17 protein-coding genes are annotated in these 16325 nt (G+C 67.5%); 10 read left to right on the top strand and 7 right to left on the bottom strand.

Translation table 11 applies throughout. The features are described from left to right. Nucleotides 1-6: 6 nt before the first annotated feature. Together BUR94_RS16505 and BUR94_RS16500 are read right to left on the bottom strand one after the other, a co-directional pair. Nucleotides 7-717 carry a response regulator gene (locus tag BUR94_RS16505; protein WP_074257262.1) on the bottom strand — a complete coding sequence of 237 codons (711 nt, stop codon included), beginning with the start codon at nucleotides 715-717 and terminating at the stop codon, nucleotides 7-9. Further along, nucleotides 717-1223: a MarR family winged helix-turn-helix transcriptional regulator gene (locus BUR94_RS16500; protein WP_074257261.1), complete on the bottom strand. Its 507-nt coding sequence runs from the start codon at nucleotides 1221-1223 to the stop codon at nucleotides 717-719. Before BUR94_RS16500 ends, BUR94_RS16505 begins: the two co-directional genes overlap by 1 nt. A gap of 161 nt (nucleotides 1224-1384) precedes the next feature. On the opposite strand from BUR94_RS16500, the gene BUR94_RS16495 reads away from it, so the two are divergent. From BUR94_RS16495 to BUR94_RS16485, 3 genes are all read left to right on the top strand, one after another. Further along, nucleotides 1385-2254, top strand: coding sequence for a branched-chain amino acid aminotransferase (locus BUR94_RS16495; RefSeq protein ID WP_074257260.1), 870 nt, complete (start codon nucleotides 1385-1387; stop codon nucleotides 2252-2254). Nucleotides 2255-2328: 74 nt separating this feature from the next. Next, complete coding sequence (locus tag BUR94_RS16490; RefSeq protein ID WP_074257259.1) at nucleotides 2329-2745, top strand: hypothetical protein; 417 nt, start codon at nucleotides 2329-2331, stop codon at nucleotides 2743-2745. 58 nt (nucleotides 2746-2803) lie between these two features. Further along, nucleotides 2804-3712, top strand: coding sequence for a DMT family transporter (locus BUR94_RS16485; protein ID WP_074257258.1), 909 nt, complete (start codon nucleotides 2804-2806; stop codon nucleotides 3710-3712). A 4-nt stretch (nucleotides 3713-3716) separates the two neighbouring features. Here BUR94_RS16485 and BUR94_RS16480 read toward each other — a convergent pair whose 3' ends face one another. Beyond that, on the bottom strand, nucleotides 3717-4856 hold the full coding sequence (locus BUR94_RS16480; protein ID WP_074257257.1) for a HupE/UreJ family protein: 1140 nt from the start codon (nucleotides 4854-4856) through the stop codon (nucleotides 3717-3719). Here BUR94_RS16480 and BUR94_RS16475 point away from each other — a divergent pair. Genes BUR94_RS16475 through dxs form a run of 5 tightly spaced genes read left to right on the top strand, consistent with a single transcriptional unit; the run spans nucleotide 4855 to nucleotide 9686 of the window. Next, nucleotides 4855-5655, top strand: coding sequence for a DUF4198 domain-containing protein (locus BUR94_RS16475; protein ID WP_074257256.1), 801 nt, complete (start codon nucleotides 4855-4857; stop codon nucleotides 5653-5655). The two genes, BUR94_RS16480 and BUR94_RS16475, sit on opposite strands and share 2 nt — an antisense overlap. A gap of 36 nt (nucleotides 5656-5691) precedes the next feature. Next, a complete protein-coding gene (locus tag BUR94_RS16470) occupies nucleotides 5692-6636 on the top strand; it encodes a histone deacetylase family protein (RefSeq protein WP_074257255.1) in 945 nt (314 codons plus the stop codon). Continuing rightward, complete coding sequence (locus tag BUR94_RS16465) at nucleotides 6633-6875, top strand: exodeoxyribonuclease VII small subunit (protein ID WP_074257254.1); 243 nt, start codon at nucleotides 6633-6635, stop codon at nucleotides 6873-6875. The genes BUR94_RS16470 and BUR94_RS16465 overlap by 4 nt, the downstream gene beginning before the upstream one ends. Nucleotides 6876-6887: 12 nt before the next feature. Continuing rightward, a complete protein-coding gene (locus BUR94_RS16460) occupies nucleotides 6888-7751 on the top strand; it encodes a polyprenyl synthetase family protein (protein WP_425445240.1) in 864 nt (287 codons plus the stop codon). Between the two features lie 9 nt (nucleotides 7752-7760). Further along, nucleotides 7761-9686, top strand: coding sequence for a 1-deoxy-D-xylulose-5-phosphate synthase (gene dxs / locus BUR94_RS16455; RefSeq protein ID WP_074257253.1), 1926 nt, complete (start codon nucleotides 7761-7763; stop codon nucleotides 9684-9686). Between the two features lie 12 nt (nucleotides 9687-9698). Here dxs and BUR94_RS16450 read toward each other — a convergent pair whose 3' ends face one another. The 4 genes from BUR94_RS16450 to BUR94_RS16435 form a co-directional block, all read right to left on the bottom strand. Continuing rightward, the gene (locus tag BUR94_RS16450) at nucleotides 9699-10250 is read right to left on the bottom strand and encodes an exopolysaccharide biosynthesis protein (RefSeq protein ID WP_074257252.1); all 552 of its coding nucleotides are present in this window, start codon (nucleotides 10248-10250) and stop codon (nucleotides 9699-9701) included. A 31-nt stretch (nucleotides 10251-10281) separates the two neighbouring features. Further along, a complete protein-coding gene (locus BUR94_RS16445) occupies nucleotides 10282-11139 on the bottom strand; it encodes an SDR family oxidoreductase (RefSeq protein WP_074257251.1) in 858 nt (285 codons plus the stop codon). Further along, nucleotides 11132-11794, bottom strand: a complete 663-nt coding sequence (locus tag BUR94_RS16440) for a class II aldolase/adducin family protein (RefSeq protein ID WP_074257250.1) — start codon at nucleotides 11792-11794, stop codon at nucleotides 11132-11134. The genes BUR94_RS16445 and BUR94_RS16440 overlap by 8 nt, the downstream gene beginning before the upstream one ends. A gap of 66 nt (nucleotides 11795-11860) precedes the next feature. Continuing rightward, nucleotides 11861-12844 carry a DNA topoisomerase IB gene (locus tag BUR94_RS16435; RefSeq protein WP_074257249.1) on the bottom strand — a complete coding sequence of 328 codons (984 nt, stop codon included), beginning with the start codon at nucleotides 12842-12844 and terminating at the stop codon, nucleotides 11861-11863. Nucleotides 12845-12920: 76 nt separating this feature from the next. Between BUR94_RS16435 and ade the strand changes: the two genes are divergently transcribed. Beyond that, entirely contained in the window at nucleotides 12921-14723 is a 1803-nt protein-coding gene (gene ade, locus BUR94_RS16430) for an adenine deaminase (protein ID WP_074257248.1), read from the top strand. Further along, a complete protein-coding gene (locus BUR94_RS16425) occupies nucleotides 14720-16204 on the top strand; it encodes an AMP nucleosidase (RefSeq protein ID WP_074257247.1) in 1485 nt (494 codons plus the stop codon). The genes ade and BUR94_RS16425 overlap by 4 nt, the downstream gene beginning before the upstream one ends. Nucleotides 16205-16325 lie beyond the last annotated feature (121 nt).

Raw genomic sequence — 16325 nt, 5'->3', positions numbered from 1 at the left:
TGGCCTTCAATCCGGCGCCAGCATGTAGCCTTCGCCGCGCACGGTTTGCAGGTAACGGGGCTGCTTGGGGTCGGCCTCGATCTTGCGCCGCAACCGGGTGATCTGCACGTCCACCGCGCGTTCCTGGGCCTGGCCGCCGTCGCGGCCGAGATCCTCGACCAGCTTGTTGCGGGTGACGGCGGCGCCGGGCTGGGCGGAGAAGATCCGCATGAGGGCAGACTCGGTGGCGGTCAGGCGCACCATCTCCTCGCCCTTCCACATTTCGCCGCGGGCGATATCGTAGCGGACCGGGCCGAGCGAGAGCACCTTGGGGCCGGTATCGACCGCGACCTCGTTGGGCACGCGGCGGAGGATGGCATTGATGCGCAGCAGCAGCTCCTTGGGCTCGAAGGGCTTGGGCAGGTAGTCGTCGGCCCCGGCCTCCAGACCGGCGATGCGATCCTCGGTTTCGCCCTTGGCGGTGAGCAGCAGGATCGGGGTCGTCAGCTTTTCGCGCAGCGCGCGGGTCAGCTCGACACCGGTTTCGCCGGGCATCATCACGTCCATCACGATCAGGTCGAACTCCAGCCCGGACAGAAGGCGGCGGGCATGGGCGGCGTCGCGGGCCGAGGTTGTGATGAAGCCGTGGCGCAGCAGAAACTTCTGCAGAAGCCCGCGGATGCGCTCGTCGTCATCGACGATGAGCAGGTGTGCGTCGCACTGGTCGACCGGGTTCATCAGCTCCCCTCCTTGAGCGCGGTATACCGGTGCCGCAGTTCCGGGTCCATCATGGCCTCGAGAACGGTGCGAAAGCCAATCACGGCATCGGGACCGGCCTGGCGGAAGGCGTGGCGCATGCGGTCGCGCTGGGCGTCGGAGAGCCGCCGCTCGAGCTTGGTGCCGGCCTCGGTGAGGAAGAGGTGGCGTTCGCGGCGGTCCTGCCGACCGACGCGGCTCTCCACGAGGCCATCCTCGATGAGGGTGCGCAGCACGCGGTTGAGCGATTGCTTGGTGACGCCGAGAATGGAGAGCAGGTTGTTGACGGTGGTGCCGGGGCTGCGGTGGATGAAATGCACCGCGCGGTGATGCGCCCGGCCATAGCCCAGCTCGCCGAGGATGCGGTCGGGGTCGGCGGTGAAGCCGCGATAGGCAAAGAACATCGCCTCGATTCCCTTGCGCAGCTGCTCGTCGGTGAGAAACAGCAGGCTCTCGCTGGTAGCCGGGTTTCCGGGGCCGTCGGCCATGATGTTGTCCTTGCTGGATTTCTCCTCTTGGTCCGGAATATTATGTCAGCCTTGTTGACTTTCCAAGGCTGGATTGGTAGCGAGTCGCAGGGTTTTGCGCAAGATTGTGTCCGAAGTGGACCTAACGCGCGCAACATTTGAAAAATTGGGAGGAGGGTCCGATGGCTGGAGCCTATGACGACCGCGACGGCAAGATCTGGATGGACGGCAAGCTGGTGGAGTGGCGCGACGCCAATGTTCACCTGCTGACCCACGGCCTGCACTATGCCTCGAGCGTGTTCGAGGGCGAGCGCTGCTACAACGGCAAGATCTTCGAGAGCCGCCGCCACAGCGAGCGCCTGATCGCCAGCGCCAAGTGGCTCGACTTTGAAATCCCCTACACGGTCGACGAACTCGAAGCCGCGAAATACGAAATGCTCAAGGCCAACGGCTGGACCGACGCCTACGTGCGGGCGGTGGCCTGGCGCGCCTCCGGCGAAGACATGGGCGTTTCGGCACGGCGCAACCCGGTGCGCGTGGGAATCGCCGGCTGGGAGTGGGGCAACTACTACGGCGACGCCAAGATGAAGGGAGCCAGGCTCGACGTGGCCAAGTGGAAGCGCCCCTCGCCCGAAACCATTCCGGTGCATGCCAAGGCGGCCGGGCTTTACATGATCTGCACCATGAGCAAGCACGTTGCCGAGTCGAAGGGCTGCTCGGACGCGCTGTTCATGGACTATCGAGGCTATGTGGCCGAGGCGACCGGCGCCAACATCTTCTTCGTGAAGGATGGCGAGGTGCACACGCCTAAGCCCGACTGCTTCCTCAACGGGATCACCCGGCAGACCGTGATCGGCATGCTCAATGACCGCCAGATCAAGGTGCACGAGCGGCACATCATGCCCGAGGAGCTGGAAGGCTTCGAGCAGTGCTGGCTGACCGGCACCGCCGCCGAGGTGACCCCGGTGGGCGAAATCGGAGACTGGCGGTTCGAGGTGGGCGCGCTGACCCGCGACATGAGCGACAGCTACGAGAAGCTGGTTCGGGCCTGACCCCCAGCTCTTAACCGGATCGAAAGGCAGCGCGGGGAGACTGGCGCTGCCTTTTTCGTTTGGGAGGGCGGATCATGTGGGCCAGGCAGCTGCTCTACGGGCTTTTCATCGCGTCGCTGCTGGCGATGCCCTCGGTGGTGATGCTGGCATACCACCGGATCACAGGCGACCCTTCGCTGCGGCCATTGGCGCAGACGATCGCGCCGGTCATCTTTGGCCCAGCGCAGGACGAGCAGAGCGACATGCAGGTGCAGCTCCGCCTCCATGCCCCGACGCGGGAGCAGGGGCTGAACATGGCGCGACAGTTGCAGCGGACCCTGTCGGCCAAGGGGATCGACGCTCAGGTGGTGATCTACGACGTGCCCCTCGACGAGCCGGCGAGCGTGGCCTTCGTGGTTGCGCGCAACCGGATCGGGCCGCTGCCGCTGTCGCGCGCCTCGGAGGGGATCAATGCCGCCGTCTCGGCTTACCGCATGGCCCGGGGCATTTAACGGTCGCGTCTGCCGTAGAGCCATGCTCTAACGGCGCAAGACCCGGACAGACCGCGCAATGAGACCCTTACTCGGCATTTCGCTCACTTTGAGCGCCATCTTCTTCTTCTCCATCATGGGCGCCCTGGTAAAGGCGGCGGACCGGATCCCCGTAGGCGAAACCGTGTTTTTCCGGGCGGGATGCGCCCTGCCGGTGATCGTGATCTGGCTTTGGATGAGGGGCGACATGCCGGGTGGGCTCAAGGTGCTGAGTGTCAAGAGCCACGCGGTGCGCGCCATCGTGGGCTCGGCGGCCATGGGCCTCGGCTTTCTGGGCCTGCGCTACCTGCCCCTGCCCGAGGTGACGGCGCTCCGCTTCATCACCCCGATCCTGATCGTGATCTTCGCGGCGCTGCTGCTCAAGGAGCGGGTGCGGCTGCTCCGGATCAGCGCCGTCTCGGTCGGGCTCGTGGGCGTGCTCATCATCATGTGGCCGCGCCTCAACCTGGAGGGCGGCGAGCGCGAGCTCATCGGTACGGCGATGATCCTAACCTCGGCCCTCATGGCCTCGCTGGCACAGATCTTCGTCAAGGCGATGGCCGCCAAGGAGTCGACGGCGGCGATCGTGTTCTACTTCTCGGGCACGGCGACTGTGCTCTCGCTGCTGACAATTCCCTGGGGCTGGGTCTGGCCGACGCCGCTGGAATGGGTGCTTCTGGTGGGCGCGGGGCTCACGGGCGGGGCGGGGCAGATCCTTGTCACTTCCTCATACCGCTACGCCGATGCCTCGTTGCTGGCGCCCTATACCTACAGTTCGATGATCTGGGCGCTGGTGCTGGGCTACTTCGTTTTCGCCGAGGTGCCCACGGTGCAGATGCTGGCCGGGGCCGCGCTGGTGATCTGCGCAGGCATCTTCATCGTCTGGCGCGAGCGCAAACTGGGCAAGACCAACGCGGCTGAAGGCAAGATCAACGCGACAATGCGGTGACGGCTCAAAGCAGCGTGCGCTCGACCACCCAGTAGGCGCCGATGGCGGCGATCCCCAGCGAGGCCGGGATGGCGATGGCCGCGCGATACCAGGGCTTTGCGCCAAACCAGTACCCGAGGGTCAGGAAGGCCACGGCGATCACCGCGAGCTGGCCAAGCTCGACCCCGATGTTGAAGCCGATCAGACCGGTCACAAAGCGCCCGGGCTCCAGCCCGATCTCGCCCAGCACCGAGGCAAAGCCGAGCCCGTGGAGGAGCCCGAAGCAGCCGACGATGACGATGCGCCACCAGCCCAGCCTGCCGCCGAGGATGTTCTCGACCGCGACGTAGACGATGGAGGCGGCGATGAGCGGCTCGACGATCGCAGCCGGAACAGTGACGATTCTCAGGCTCGCCAGCGCGAGGGTGACGGTATGGGCGAGGGTGAAGGCGGTGACCTGAAGCAACAGCGGGCGCAGGTGCAGCGAGAAGAAGAACAGGCCCAGCACGAAGAGGATGTGATCGAGCCCCTTGGGCACGATGTGTTCGAATCCCACCACGATGTAGCGGCCGAAGAAGGGCAGCCAGCCCTCGGTGATGACCTCGCCGGTGCGGGGCAGAGGCTGGCTCTGCGCACCGGCATTGAGGAAATCGCTGTAGGCATCCTCGCCGCCGCCGACCTGGCGCAGAATCAGCGGGCCGAAGCCGGCCTTCCAGCCCACTCTCACCGGGGAGTCGCCCTCCGGCAGGCGGCCGATCAGGGTCACCCGGGTGTCGCGCGGCACGCTGAGCGGCATCTCCGCCATGACCCGGATGTCGGTGATCTCCAGCTCCACCGGCGTATCCCCGGCCAGCACGTTGAAATCCTCCCGCAGCGCCGGCCATTCGGCGCGGAAGCGGGCAATCATCTCCTCGGAGGGCAACCGGCGGATCTGAGTGTAGAGATCGCCCTCGGGCAGGTCGTCGGTGTCGAGCTCCTGGGTGCGGTCGATGCCGGCCAGCATGGCCTCGGCGGTGAGGGTCACTACCAGTTGCACGGCGTCGGGCGCCACAGTCACATCGGCCACCGCGGGGTTGAGCTCGTGGGCCATGCTCGCGGAGCCGTGGGTTGACAGCAGCAACGCGGCGGCCAGTGTTCTCAATGTCTGCCAAAGGGTTCGTGCCATGCGTCTGCTGCCTCTTGTTCTTGCTCTTCTGCCCGCGCTTCCGGCCGTGGCGCATGAGTTCTGGATATCGCCCGACGCCTATCAGGTGCCACCCGGCGGCACGCTAACGGCGGAGTTCAGGGTAGGGCAAGAGTTTGCGGGCGCGGGCTACGTGTTTGTGCCGGGGCGGTCGGAGCGGTTCGAGCTGGTCACGCCGGAGGGGGTGGTGGAGCTTTCTCCCCGGGTGGGCGACCGGCCCGCGCTCAACGTGCCGAGCCCGGCAGAAGGGCTGAACGTGGCGGTGCACCAGACCACGCCGCTGAAGGTGACCTACACCGACATGGACGCCTTCCGGCGGTTTCTTGACCACAAGGACTGGGACGACCTCGAAGCCGTCCATGCGCAGAGGGGCCTGCCTGCCGAGGTCTTCACCGAAACCTATGTGCGCTATGCCAAGAGCCTGATGTCGGCCGGCAGCGGCGCGGGGAGAGACCGGTTCGTGGGCCTCGACATCGAGATCGTGGCGGTCACCAACCCCTATGTCGACGATCTGGGCGGGGGCATGGTGGTGGATGTGATCTACGACGGCGCGGCGCGGGCCGACGCGCAGGTGGAGATCTTCGAAAAGGCGCCGGACGGAGAGGTTGCGGTGTCGCTCATGCGAACCGACGAGACAGGGCGTGCGGTGTTTCCGGTAAAGCCGGGGCACGAATACCTGGTCGATTCGGTCGTGATCCGTTCCACCGGCAATGACGACGCCGAGGCCGGGCCGGTCTGGCACTCGCTCTGGGCCTCGCTCACCTTCAAGGTTCCCGAGTAGCTTGCGGGCGCGGGCGCGGCGCGGCAGGGTGCGGGCATGACCACCGCGCTCTTTACCCATGACGACTGCCTCAAGCATGTCACGCCTCCCGGCCACCCCGAGCGGGTGGCCCGGCTGGAGGCGATCCTCGAGGTGCTCGAAGGCCCTGATTTTGCCGCGCTCGACTGGCACGACTGCCCGCTGGCCGATCGCGCCGAGTTGCTCCGGGTGCACCCCGAGGCGCATGTGGCCGCCGTGGAACGGGCGGTCGCTTCGGCCGGCGATAGCTGGGCCTCTATCGACGCCGATACCCATGTGATGGCCGGCTCGTTGCAGGCTGCGCTCCGGGGCGCGGGGGGCTGCGTGGCGGCGGTGCAGCGGGTGATGAGTGGCGCGGCGCAAAACGCCTTTGTCGCCGCGCGCCCGCCGGGGCACCATGCCGAGAGAAGCACCGCGATGGGCTTCTGCCTGTTCGGAAACGTCTCTATTGCTGCCAAACACGCGCTCGATGTGCTGGGGCTGCGCCGGGTGGCGGTGATGGACTTCGATGTGCATCACGGCAACGGCACGCAGGATCTGCTCTGGGACGAGACGCGCTGTCTCTTCATCTCCACCCATCAGTCACCGCTCTACCCCGGCACCGGGGCACAGCACGAAACCGGGGCCGACGCCAACGTGATCAACGTGCCGCTGCCGCCCGAGACCGGGTCTGCCGGGTTTCGGCGGGTGATGGAGGCCGAGGTGTTGCCCGCGCTCGACGATTTTGCGCCCGAGCTTCTGCTGATTTCCGCCGGGTTCGATGCCCACCGGGCGGATCCGCTGGCGCAGATGAACCTTGTGGAAGCGGATTTTGCATGGGCGACCGAGCGGCTCTGCGATATTGCCGAGGCCCATGCCGGGGGCCGGGTGGTCTCGACCCTCGAGGGCGGATATGATCTGGAGGCGCTGGCCGCGAGCACGGCGGCGCATGTGAAGGTGCTGATGAAGCGGGGCGAAGGATGAGCGACAAGCCGGTGGCGGAGATGAGCTTCGAAGAGGCGATCCGGGAGCTGGAGGCGGTGGTGAGCCGTCTGGAAGGCGGCGAGGTGCCGCTGGAGGATTCGATTGCCCTCTACCAGCGCGGCTCGGAGCTTCGGGCCAGGTGCGACGCGCTGCTGAAGGCCGCCGAGGAGAAGGTGGCCAAGATCACCACCGACGCCGAGGGCAATGCCGTTGGCACCCAGCCGATGGACGCGGACTGAGGGCACCTCGACGTGACGCAAGGACTGCCCCTGGCTTTGGCCGAGGCGCGCAATCTGGCCGGCGCGGCGATTGCCGGCGCCTTGCCCGAGGGCGGCACCGTGGCCGAGGCGATGCGCTATGCCTGCGCGGGCGGAAAAGGGCTGCGGGCGCTGCTGGTGGTCGAGTCGGCGCGGCTGCACGGGGTGGCGGCCAAGGCCGGGCCGGTGGCGGGCGCGATCGAGGCGCTGCATGCCTACTCGCTGATCCACGACGACCTGCCCTGCATGGATGACGACGACCTGCGGCGAGGCCAGCCCACGGTGCACCGCAAGTGGGACGAGGCGACGGCGGTGCTGGCGGGCGATGCGCTCCAGTCTCTCGCGTTTCAGCTCATCGCCGAGGCCGACCTGCCGGCCGAGGCCCGGGTTGCGCTGGTGCAGAGCCTGTCGGAGGCTGCGGGTGTGAGTGGCATGGTCGGCGGGCAGGCCGCCGACATTGCCGCCGAAACCGCCGAGGCCCCGCTGACCCTGCCCCAGATCGAGGCGCTTCAGGCCGGAAAGACCGGGGCGCTCATCACCTGGTCGGCGCTCGCGGGGCCGCGCATGGCCGGGCAGGACACCGCAGGGCTGCGACATTATGGCGATGCTGTTGGACGGGCATTTCAAATCTTTGATGACATATTGGATGTAGAAGGCAGTGCCGAAGCCGTTGGCAAGGCCGTCGGCAAGGATGCCGCACGAGGCAAGGCGACCTTCGTGTCGCTCCTCGGGCTGGAGCCCGCGCGGAAACGTGCCGCCGATCTCGTCGAGGAGGCCATCGCGGCGCTGGAGCCCTACGGGCAGGAGGCCGAAACGTTGCGGGAGCTCGCGCGTTTCGTTATTGCCCGCCGGAGTTAGGAGGCCAGAATGAGCCAGAGCCCTGCCACGCCCCTCTTGGACCGGGTGAGTGACCCGTCCGCCCTGCGCCGGATGAGCGATGCCGAGCTGCGGCAGGTGGCGGGCGAACTCAGGGCCGAGACCATCGACGCGGTGAGCCAGACTGGCGGCCACCTGGGCGCGGGCCTGGGCGTGGTGGAGCTGACGGTGGCGCTGCACGCGGTGTTCGACACGCCGCGCGACCGGCTGATCTGGGATGTCAGCCACCAGTGCTACCCCCACAAGATCGTCACCGGGCGGCGCGACCGTATGCGCACCCTGCGGCAGAAGGACGGGCTGAGCGGCTTTACCAAGCGGTCGGAGAGCCCCTTCGACCCCTTCGGGGCCGCGCATTCCTCCACCTCGATCAGCGCCGCGCTGGGCTTTGCCGTGGCGCGCGACCTCGGCGCGCCCGCCGACCCGCCGCTGGGCGATGCGATTGCCGTGATCGGCGATGGCGCGATGAGCGCGGGCATGGCCTATGAGGCGATGAACAACGCGGGCCACCTGAAGAAACGGCTCTTCGTGGTGCTGAACGACAACGAGATGAGCATCGCCCCGCCGACCGGCGCGATGAGTGCCTATCTCAGCCGGCTCTATGCCGGTGCGCCGTTTCAGGAGTTCAAGGCGGCGGCCAAGGGGGCGGTCAGCCTGCTGCCCGAGCCGTTCCAGGAGGGCGCCCGGCGGGCGAAGGAGCTCTTCAAGAGCGTCACCGTGGGCGGAACGATGTTCGAGGAGCTCGGCTTTTCCTACGTCGGCCCGATCGACGGCCACGACCTCGACCAGCTTCTGCCAGTGCTGCGCACGGTCAAGGCGCGGGCCGACGGGCCGGTGCTGATTCATGTGATCACAAAAAAGGGCAAGGGCTATGCGCCCGCCGAGACAGCCGCCGACAAGGGGCATGGCGTGGCCAGGTTCGACGTAGTGACCGGGGTGCAGAAGAAGGCCCCGAGCAATGCGCCGAGCTACACGAAGGTCTTTGCCGAGAGCCTGATCCAGGAAGCCGAGCGCGACCCGCTCATCACCGCCGTCACTGCCGCGATGCCCGATGGCACCGGGCTGGACCTGGTGGGCAAGCGTTTTCCGGGCCGGGTGTTCGATGTGGGCATTGCCGAGCAGCACGCGGTGACCTTTGCGGCGGGCCAGGCGGCGGGCGGGCTGAAACCGTTTTGCGCGATCTACTCCACCTTCCTGCAACGTGGCTACGACCAGGTGGTGCATGACGTGGCGATCCAGCGCCTGCCGGTGCGCTTTGCCATCGACCGGGCCGGGCTGGTGGGGGCCGACGGGGCGACCCACGCGGGCGCCTTCGACGTGGCCTTCATGGCCAATCTGCCCGGCATGGTGGTGATGGCCGCCGCCGACGAGGCCGAGTTGCGGCACATGGTGGCCACCGCCGCCGCGCATGACGACGGGCCCATCGCCTTCCGCTATCCGCGCGGCGAGGGGACGGGCGTGGACATGCCGGAACGCGGCATTCCGCTCGAGATCGGCAAGGGCCGGATCATTCAGGAGGGCAAGCGCGTGGCGCTGCTGTCGTTCGGGGCGCGGCTCTCGGAGGTGGTGGCGGCGAGCGAGGCGCTGTCGGCCAAGGGCATCACCCCGACGATTGCCGATGCCCGATTTGCCAAGCCGCTGGACCGTGACCTCTGCCTGCGGCTGGCGGCGGAGCATGAGGCCGTGATCACCATCGAAGAGGGCGCCGTGGGCGGCTTCGGCAGCCATGTCGCGCAGCTTTATGCCGAGGAAGGCGTCTTCGACCACGGGCTGAAGTTTCGCTCCATGGTGCTGCCCGACATCTTCATCGACCAGGCCAGCCCGCGGGACATGTGGTCGGTCGCGGCGCTGAATGCCGAGGATATCGAGGCCAAGGTGCTGAGCGTGCTCGACGTGGCGCAGATCGGCAAACGGGCCTGAACAGAGCCTGTTTCAGAGCGTGAGCCAGGCGACCATCCCGCCGGTGAGGGCGAGCCAGAGGTAGCCCAGCAGGGTGAAGAGCCCGTCGCGTGCCAGCAGTCCGATGGCGAAGAGGCTGATGGCCACGGCGAAGAGCGAGGTGACCATCGGCAAGAGCTCGAGCGGCGGCAGCATCAGGCAGATCAGCGAGATCACGAGCGCGGTGACCAGATTGGCCGGGCGAGAGACCAGCGGGTGCAGGCGCTTGCGCGAGTGACGGTCGAACCAGCGGCAGGGCTTGCGGAGCCAGTCCACGGCATTTGCCAGCTTGCCGGCCTCCACGCTGCGGCGGGTGATCCATCCGGGCAGCCAGAGCTGCTTGCGGCCGAAGAGCTTTTGCACCGTCACCAGCAGCATCAGCGCGGCGCCGATGGTCGGCAGACCGGGGATGCCGGAGAGCGGGGTGACGAGGATCAGGGCAGGGACGAGGATGAGCGGGGCGAAGGCGCGGATGCCGATCTCGTCCAGCACGTCGGACACTGAGACTGTTTCGGCCTCGGTGAGGGTGTCGAGCGCATCCAGCATGTCGCCGAGGCTGCGGATGGATGCGTCGGCGCTACTCGGCGCGGAGGAGTGCGGCGAGCCCTTCCCGGTAGGTCGGGTAGAGGAGGCGTACTCCAAGGTCTCGCTTGATCCGCTCATTACTCACCCGCTTGCTCTCAGCATAGAAACTGCGGGCCATGGGGCTGAGTTCCGCTTCGTCGAAGGGAATCGCAGGCGGCACGGGAAGTCCGAGCAGTTCGGCGGCGTGGGCGATCACATCCTGCGGCGGCGCCGGGTCGTCGTCGCAGAGGTTGTAGATGGTGCCGGGCGAGGGCCGGGCCATGGAGGCGGCGAGGCCCTGGGCGATGTCATCGACATGGATGCGCGAGAACACCTGGCCGGGCTTGATGATCCGCCGCGCGGTACCAGACCGGACCTTGGCAAAGGGGCCGCGCCCGGGGCCATAGATGCCGGCGAGGCGGAAGATGTGCAGCGGCAGGCCGTGGGTGACGGCGAGGCCCTGCCAGGCGGCTTCGGCCTGCACACGCATCTCGCCCCGGCGGGTGGAAGGGGCAAGCGCGGTGTCTTCATCGACCCAGGCGCCGGAATGGTCGCCATAAACGCCGGTGGTGGAGAGATAGCCGATCCATTCTGGGCGTGTTTGGGCAAGAATGGAGCCGATTTCGGGGAGAAACGGGTCGCCCTCCTCTCCGGGGCCGGCGTTGAGCAGCACGTGGGAGGCGCGGGCGGCGAGGGGGGCAAGGTCGGTGCCGGGCCAGAGGTGCATCTCGGCATGTTCCGCCTGGAGCTTGTCGGCGCTGCGGGTGGTGCCGATGATGTGCCAGCCCTGCGGGGCGATATGCGCGGCGAGCGCCCGGGCCGAGTAGCCGTGACCGAGGGAGAGCAGGGTCCTGCCGGGGGCGTCAGTCACCGGTCACCGCCTTGACGGCCGCGAAGAAGGCCTCCGGGTCCGGCGCGGGCTGGCTGGTGGCGAGTTCGTCGGGCAGGATCCGCAGGGCATGGCCGGTGGCCAGGGCGCGCAGGTAGGTGCCGGCGGCCCGCTCGAAGCGATGCAGATGCAATAGCGCGTGGGAGACGCGCGGGCCGAGGGTCAGCACGCCATGATTGCCGATCACGGCGGCGCGGGTGCCGGGTGCGACCAGCAGGGCGGAGAGACGCGGGCCTTCCTCCTCCGGAGGGCGGCCGCCAAAGTCGGGGTCCACCACATGGTGGTGGTGAAAGAGCGCGGAGTCGGTGCAGATCGGCGGAAGCAGGCTCTCGGCGAGCGCGGCCAGGGCCACCGACTGCGGCGGACGGGCAAAGATGAGGCAGCGGGCGTCGGTCTGGCCCAGCGCGGCGGCAAGCGCGGTGCCCATGCCATAGGGCGGCTCGGTGCCGATGGCATCGGGGCCCGCGCCGGAGCCGTCTGCCACCAGAATCGTGTCTCCATCGGCCTTGAGCAACGCCAGAAAATCTCCTGGTTCGCCCAGCCCGTTGCGCGCGGCCCAGCCGCTCGCCGCCGAGAGATCGGTGCGATCAGGCCAGTTGCTGATGCTTGGCAGGCTGGAAAAGAGACCCTTCTGCATGGAGTCCTGCATAGACCGGTGGGCGGGCGGGTCAAGTGCCTGCCGCGGCGCAGAGCGGGTGTTGGCCTAGGGCTTCCAGCGGGCAATGAGCCGGAGCAGGCGGCGCTCGGGGAGGCGCAGGCCGGGGCGGTCGGGCGCTTTTTCGGGCAGCGCGGAGGGGTCCTCGGCGAGGGCCAGGACGGCGGGGTGGATATAGCTCGTGCGGGCGATGGTGGGCGTGTTGCCAAGGCGCTCGGCGGCGGCCTCGGACATGGCCTTGATCGTCACTCTTTCGGCCGAACTCGCGGCAGCGAGGGCTGCGACCGAGCCGGACCAGGTGCGAAAGGTCTTGGCGGTGATGCCCGGCGTGCCGGTGATCTCGGCGAGCCAGGCATTGACCCGCGACGAACTGACGGTGCGGGCCTCGCCCTCCTCGTCCACCCAGGTCACCAGTTCGGCGCCCGGGAGGTCATCGAGTGCTTGCAAGGTCTGCTGAAGGCGCTTGTTGCCGATCTTGCGGCGCACCTTCTTGCCGCCCTTCGAGGTATAGCCCAAGTGCAGGTCGCCGTCCTTCAGCCGCAGGTGACGCGAGCGGAGGGTGGTGGCGCCGTAGGTGCCGTTTTCGGTGGCATAGTCACTGTTTCCGACCCGGAGTGACAGCCTGTCGATCATGGCAATGACCGCTGCGAGGGCAAAGGGCTCCTCGCCTGCGTCGAGGGTGAGGTCGCGCGCCACGCGGCGGCGGATGGCAGGCAAGGCTTCTCCGAAGGCGGGCAGTTCGGCGTATTTGGTGGCGGCGCGGTAGGCTGTCCAATCCGGGTGGTAGCGGTATTGCTTGCGCGCCCGGGCATCGAGCCCGGTGGCCTGCAGATGGCCGTTCGCGCGGGGGCTGATCCAGACCTGCTCGTAGGCGGGCGGCACGGCCAGGGCCTTCAGCCGGGCGCGCTCGCGCTTGCAGTCGATCGTTGTGCCATCTGGCGCGGTGTAGGTGAAGCCGCGGCCGCAGCGGCGCCGGGCGATGCCGGGGCGGCTGTCTGGGTAGTAGACGAGGGAGGCGGGCGCGGCGTTCATGGGCGGAAAACGCGGCTGCCGCCACGGCGGTTCCGGCGGGGGTTGCGCAGGCGCGCGGGCCATGGACAATTGCGCCATGACGGCTGATTTCAAAACATGGGCGGAGGCGGCACCGGAGCTGGTGGCCGTGGCCGCAGGGCGCCAACCGGCGGATTTGGTGATCCGCGGCGGCAAGCTGGTGAACGTGCAGAGCCGCGAGGTGCTGGACGGCTGGCAGGTGGCGGTGAAGGGCGGGCGGTTTGCCTATGTGGGCCCGGATGCCTCGCATTGCATCGGCGCGGACACAGAGGTGGTGGAGGCCGAGGGGCGCTATCTGGTGCCGGGCCTCTGCGACGGGCACATGCACATCGAGAGCGGGATGCTGACCCCGGCGGAGTTTGCCCGTGCGGTCACGCCCCATGGCACCACGGTGATGTTCACCGATCCGCACGAGATCGCCAATGTGTTGGGGCTCGAGGGCGTGCGGCTGATGCACGACGAGGCCCTGTTGCAACCTGTTTCGATCTTTACCCAGATGCCGAGCTGCGCGCCGTCCGCGCCCGGACTGGAGACCACGGGCTTCGAGATCAGCCCCGAGGACGTGGCCGAGGCGATGGCCTGGCCGGGGATCATCGGGCTGGGCGAGATGATGAACTTTCCCGGCGTGTCGGCGGGCGATCCGAAGATGCTGGCCGAGATCGCCGCGACCCAGCGGGCGGGCAAGACGGTGGGCGGGCACTATGCCTCGCCCGATCTTGGCCCTGCGTTCCATGCCTATGTCGCCGGCGGGCCGGCGGATGACCACGAGGGCACAGGCGAGGCCGATGCGATCATGCGGGTGCGCCAGGGGATGCGCTCGATGATGCGGCTTGGGAGCGCCTGGTATGACGTGGAGAGCCAGATCACGGCGGTGACCGAAAAGGGGCTGGACCCGCGCAACTTCATTCTCTGCACGGATGATTGCCACTCGGGCACTCTGGTGCAGGACGGGCACATGAACCGGGTGGTGCGCCATGCAATCGCGTGCGGCTGCGAGCCGCTGATTGCCCTGCAGATGGCGACGGTGAACACGGCCACGCATTTCGGGCTGGAGCGGGAGCTGGGCTCCATCGCGCCGGGGCGGCGGGCGGATGTGATCCTGACCTCCGACCTGAAGGCCCTGCCGATCGAGAAGGTCTGGGCCAAGGGTGTGCTGGTAGCCGAAAATGGCAAGGTCAGTGTCGATTTTCCGCATCTCGACTGGCCGGAGCATGCGCGGAAGACGGTGAACCTGGGCAAGGAGCTGGCGGCGGCGGATTTTGTGATCACGGCTCCGGAGGGCAAGAACACCGTCCGCGCCCGCGTGATCGGTGTGGTCGAGAACCAGGCGCCGACCAAGGCGCTGGTGGAGGACCTGCCAGTGGTGGATGGCGTGGCCGAGGGCGCGGATGGCACCTGCCAGATCGCGCTGGTGGAGCGGCACCGGGGCACCGGCGGCGTGACCAATGGCTTCGTGAAAGGCTTTGGCTACGAGGGGCGCATGGCGATGGCCTCGACGGTCGCGCATGACAGTCACCACATGATCGTTGTCGGCACCGACCGGGAGATGATGGCGCGGGCCGCCAACCGGCTCGGCGAGGTGGGCGGCGGCGTGACCGTCTGGCGCGACGGCGAGGAGCTGGCTCTGGTGGAGTTGCCCATCGCGGGGCTGATGAGCGACAGCCCGGCGAGCGAGGTGGCGCAGAAGGCCGCTGCCATGGTGCAGGCGATGGAGGCCTGCGGCTGCACGCTGAACAATGCCTACATGCAGCATTCTCTCCTCGCGCTGGTCGTGATACCCGAACTCAGGATTTCGGACCTCGGGCTTGTCGACGTGACAAAGTTCGAGCTGACCGAGCTGTTCGAGGAGGGGACGACGTGAACGCGAACGGGCAGATCACGCCGGTTGTAACGCCGGAGGGGCAGCGGGCCGAGCTGTTTGACGATCCGGGCAAGGCGGTGGAGCGGCTCGAGGAGCTGTACCGGTCTTCGACCCGGTTTCTCTCGAAGCACTTCAGCGAGGCGGTGACAGGCGAGGCGCCGACGGTGCGGTACCGGGCCTTCTATCCCGAGATCCGGCTGACCACCACCAGCCACGCCAAGACCGACAGCCGGCTGAGCTTTGGCCATGTTGCCGGTCCGGGCACCTACAGCACCACCGTCACCCGGCCGGACCTGTTTCGGGCGTATCTCAAGCAGCAACTCGGGCTACTCATTCGCAACCACGGGCAGCCGGTGCTGATCGGGCCGTCGGCCACGCCGATCCCGGTGCATTTTGCGGTGGCCAACGATGCCCATGTGACGGTGCCGCAGGACGGGGCGCTGACCTATCCGCTGCGCGACGTGTTCGACGTGCCGGACCTCAGCACCACGAATGACGCCATCGTGGATGATTTCGGCTATGTCCACGAGGACGGCAGCCACGCGCTCGCCCCCTTCAGCGCCCAGCGGATCGACTATTCGCTGGCCCGGCTCAGCCACTACACCGCAACGGCGGCGGAGCATTTTCAGAACCACGTGCTCTTCACCAACTACCAGTTCTACGTCGAGGAGTTCGAGGCCTACGCGCGGCATGTGCTGGCCGATCCGAAGAGCGGCTACACCAGCTTTGTCAGCACCGGGAACGTGGAGATCACCGACCCGGAGGCGCCGCTGCCGCAGCCCTCGAAGATGCCGCAGATGCCGACCTACCACCTGAAGGCCGAGAACGGTGCGGGGATCACCCTGGTCAACATCGGGGTGGGGCCCTCGAACGCCAAGACGGCGACCGACCACATCGCCGTGCTCCGGCCGCATGCCTGGCTGATGGTGGGGCATTGCGCGGGGCTCAGGAACAGCCAGAGCCTCGGAGATTTCGTGCTGGCCCATGCCTACCTGCGCGAGGACCACGTGCTGGATGACGATCTGCCCGTCTGGGTGCCGATCCCGCCGCTGGCAGAGATCCAGATCGCGCTCGAGAAGGCGGTGGCCGATGTGACCATGCTCGAGGGTTTCGAGTTGAAGCGGATCATGCGGACCGGCACGGTGGCGACCATCGACAACCGCAACTGGGAGCTGCGCGACCAGTCCGGCCCGGTGCAGCGCCTGAGCCAGAGCCGCGCCATCGCGCTCGACATGGAGAGCGCGACCATCGCCGCCAACGGCTTTCGCTTCCGGGTGCCCTACGGCACGCTGCTCTGCGTCAGCGACAAGCCGCTGCACGGCGAGCTGAAACTGCCCGGCATGGCCTCGGAGTTCTATAAATCTCAGGTTGCGAACCACCTGCTGATCGGGATACGGGCCATGGAACACCTGCGCACCATGCCTCTGGAACGCCTCCACAGCCGGAAATTGCGCAGTTTTGACGAAACGGCCTTCCTGTAGGGCTGAAAAACGCAGAAAACGCCTTGATTTATTGGCTCGAAGCCCACTAAACGTTGTGGGACGCCGCAAGATGGCGTAGATTTGCCTAACATAAGACCCAGACTTGGGTCACTCACGAGGA

The organism is Vannielia litorea (assembly GCF_900142295.1).
In the GTDB taxonomy this organism is placed as follows: domain Bacteria; phylum Pseudomonadota; class Alphaproteobacteria; order Rhodobacterales; family Rhodobacteraceae; genus Vannielia; species Vannielia litorea.
The sequence above is the reverse complement of the archived record's forward strand: the minus strand, read 5'-3'. Positions and strand labels throughout refer to the sequence as shown.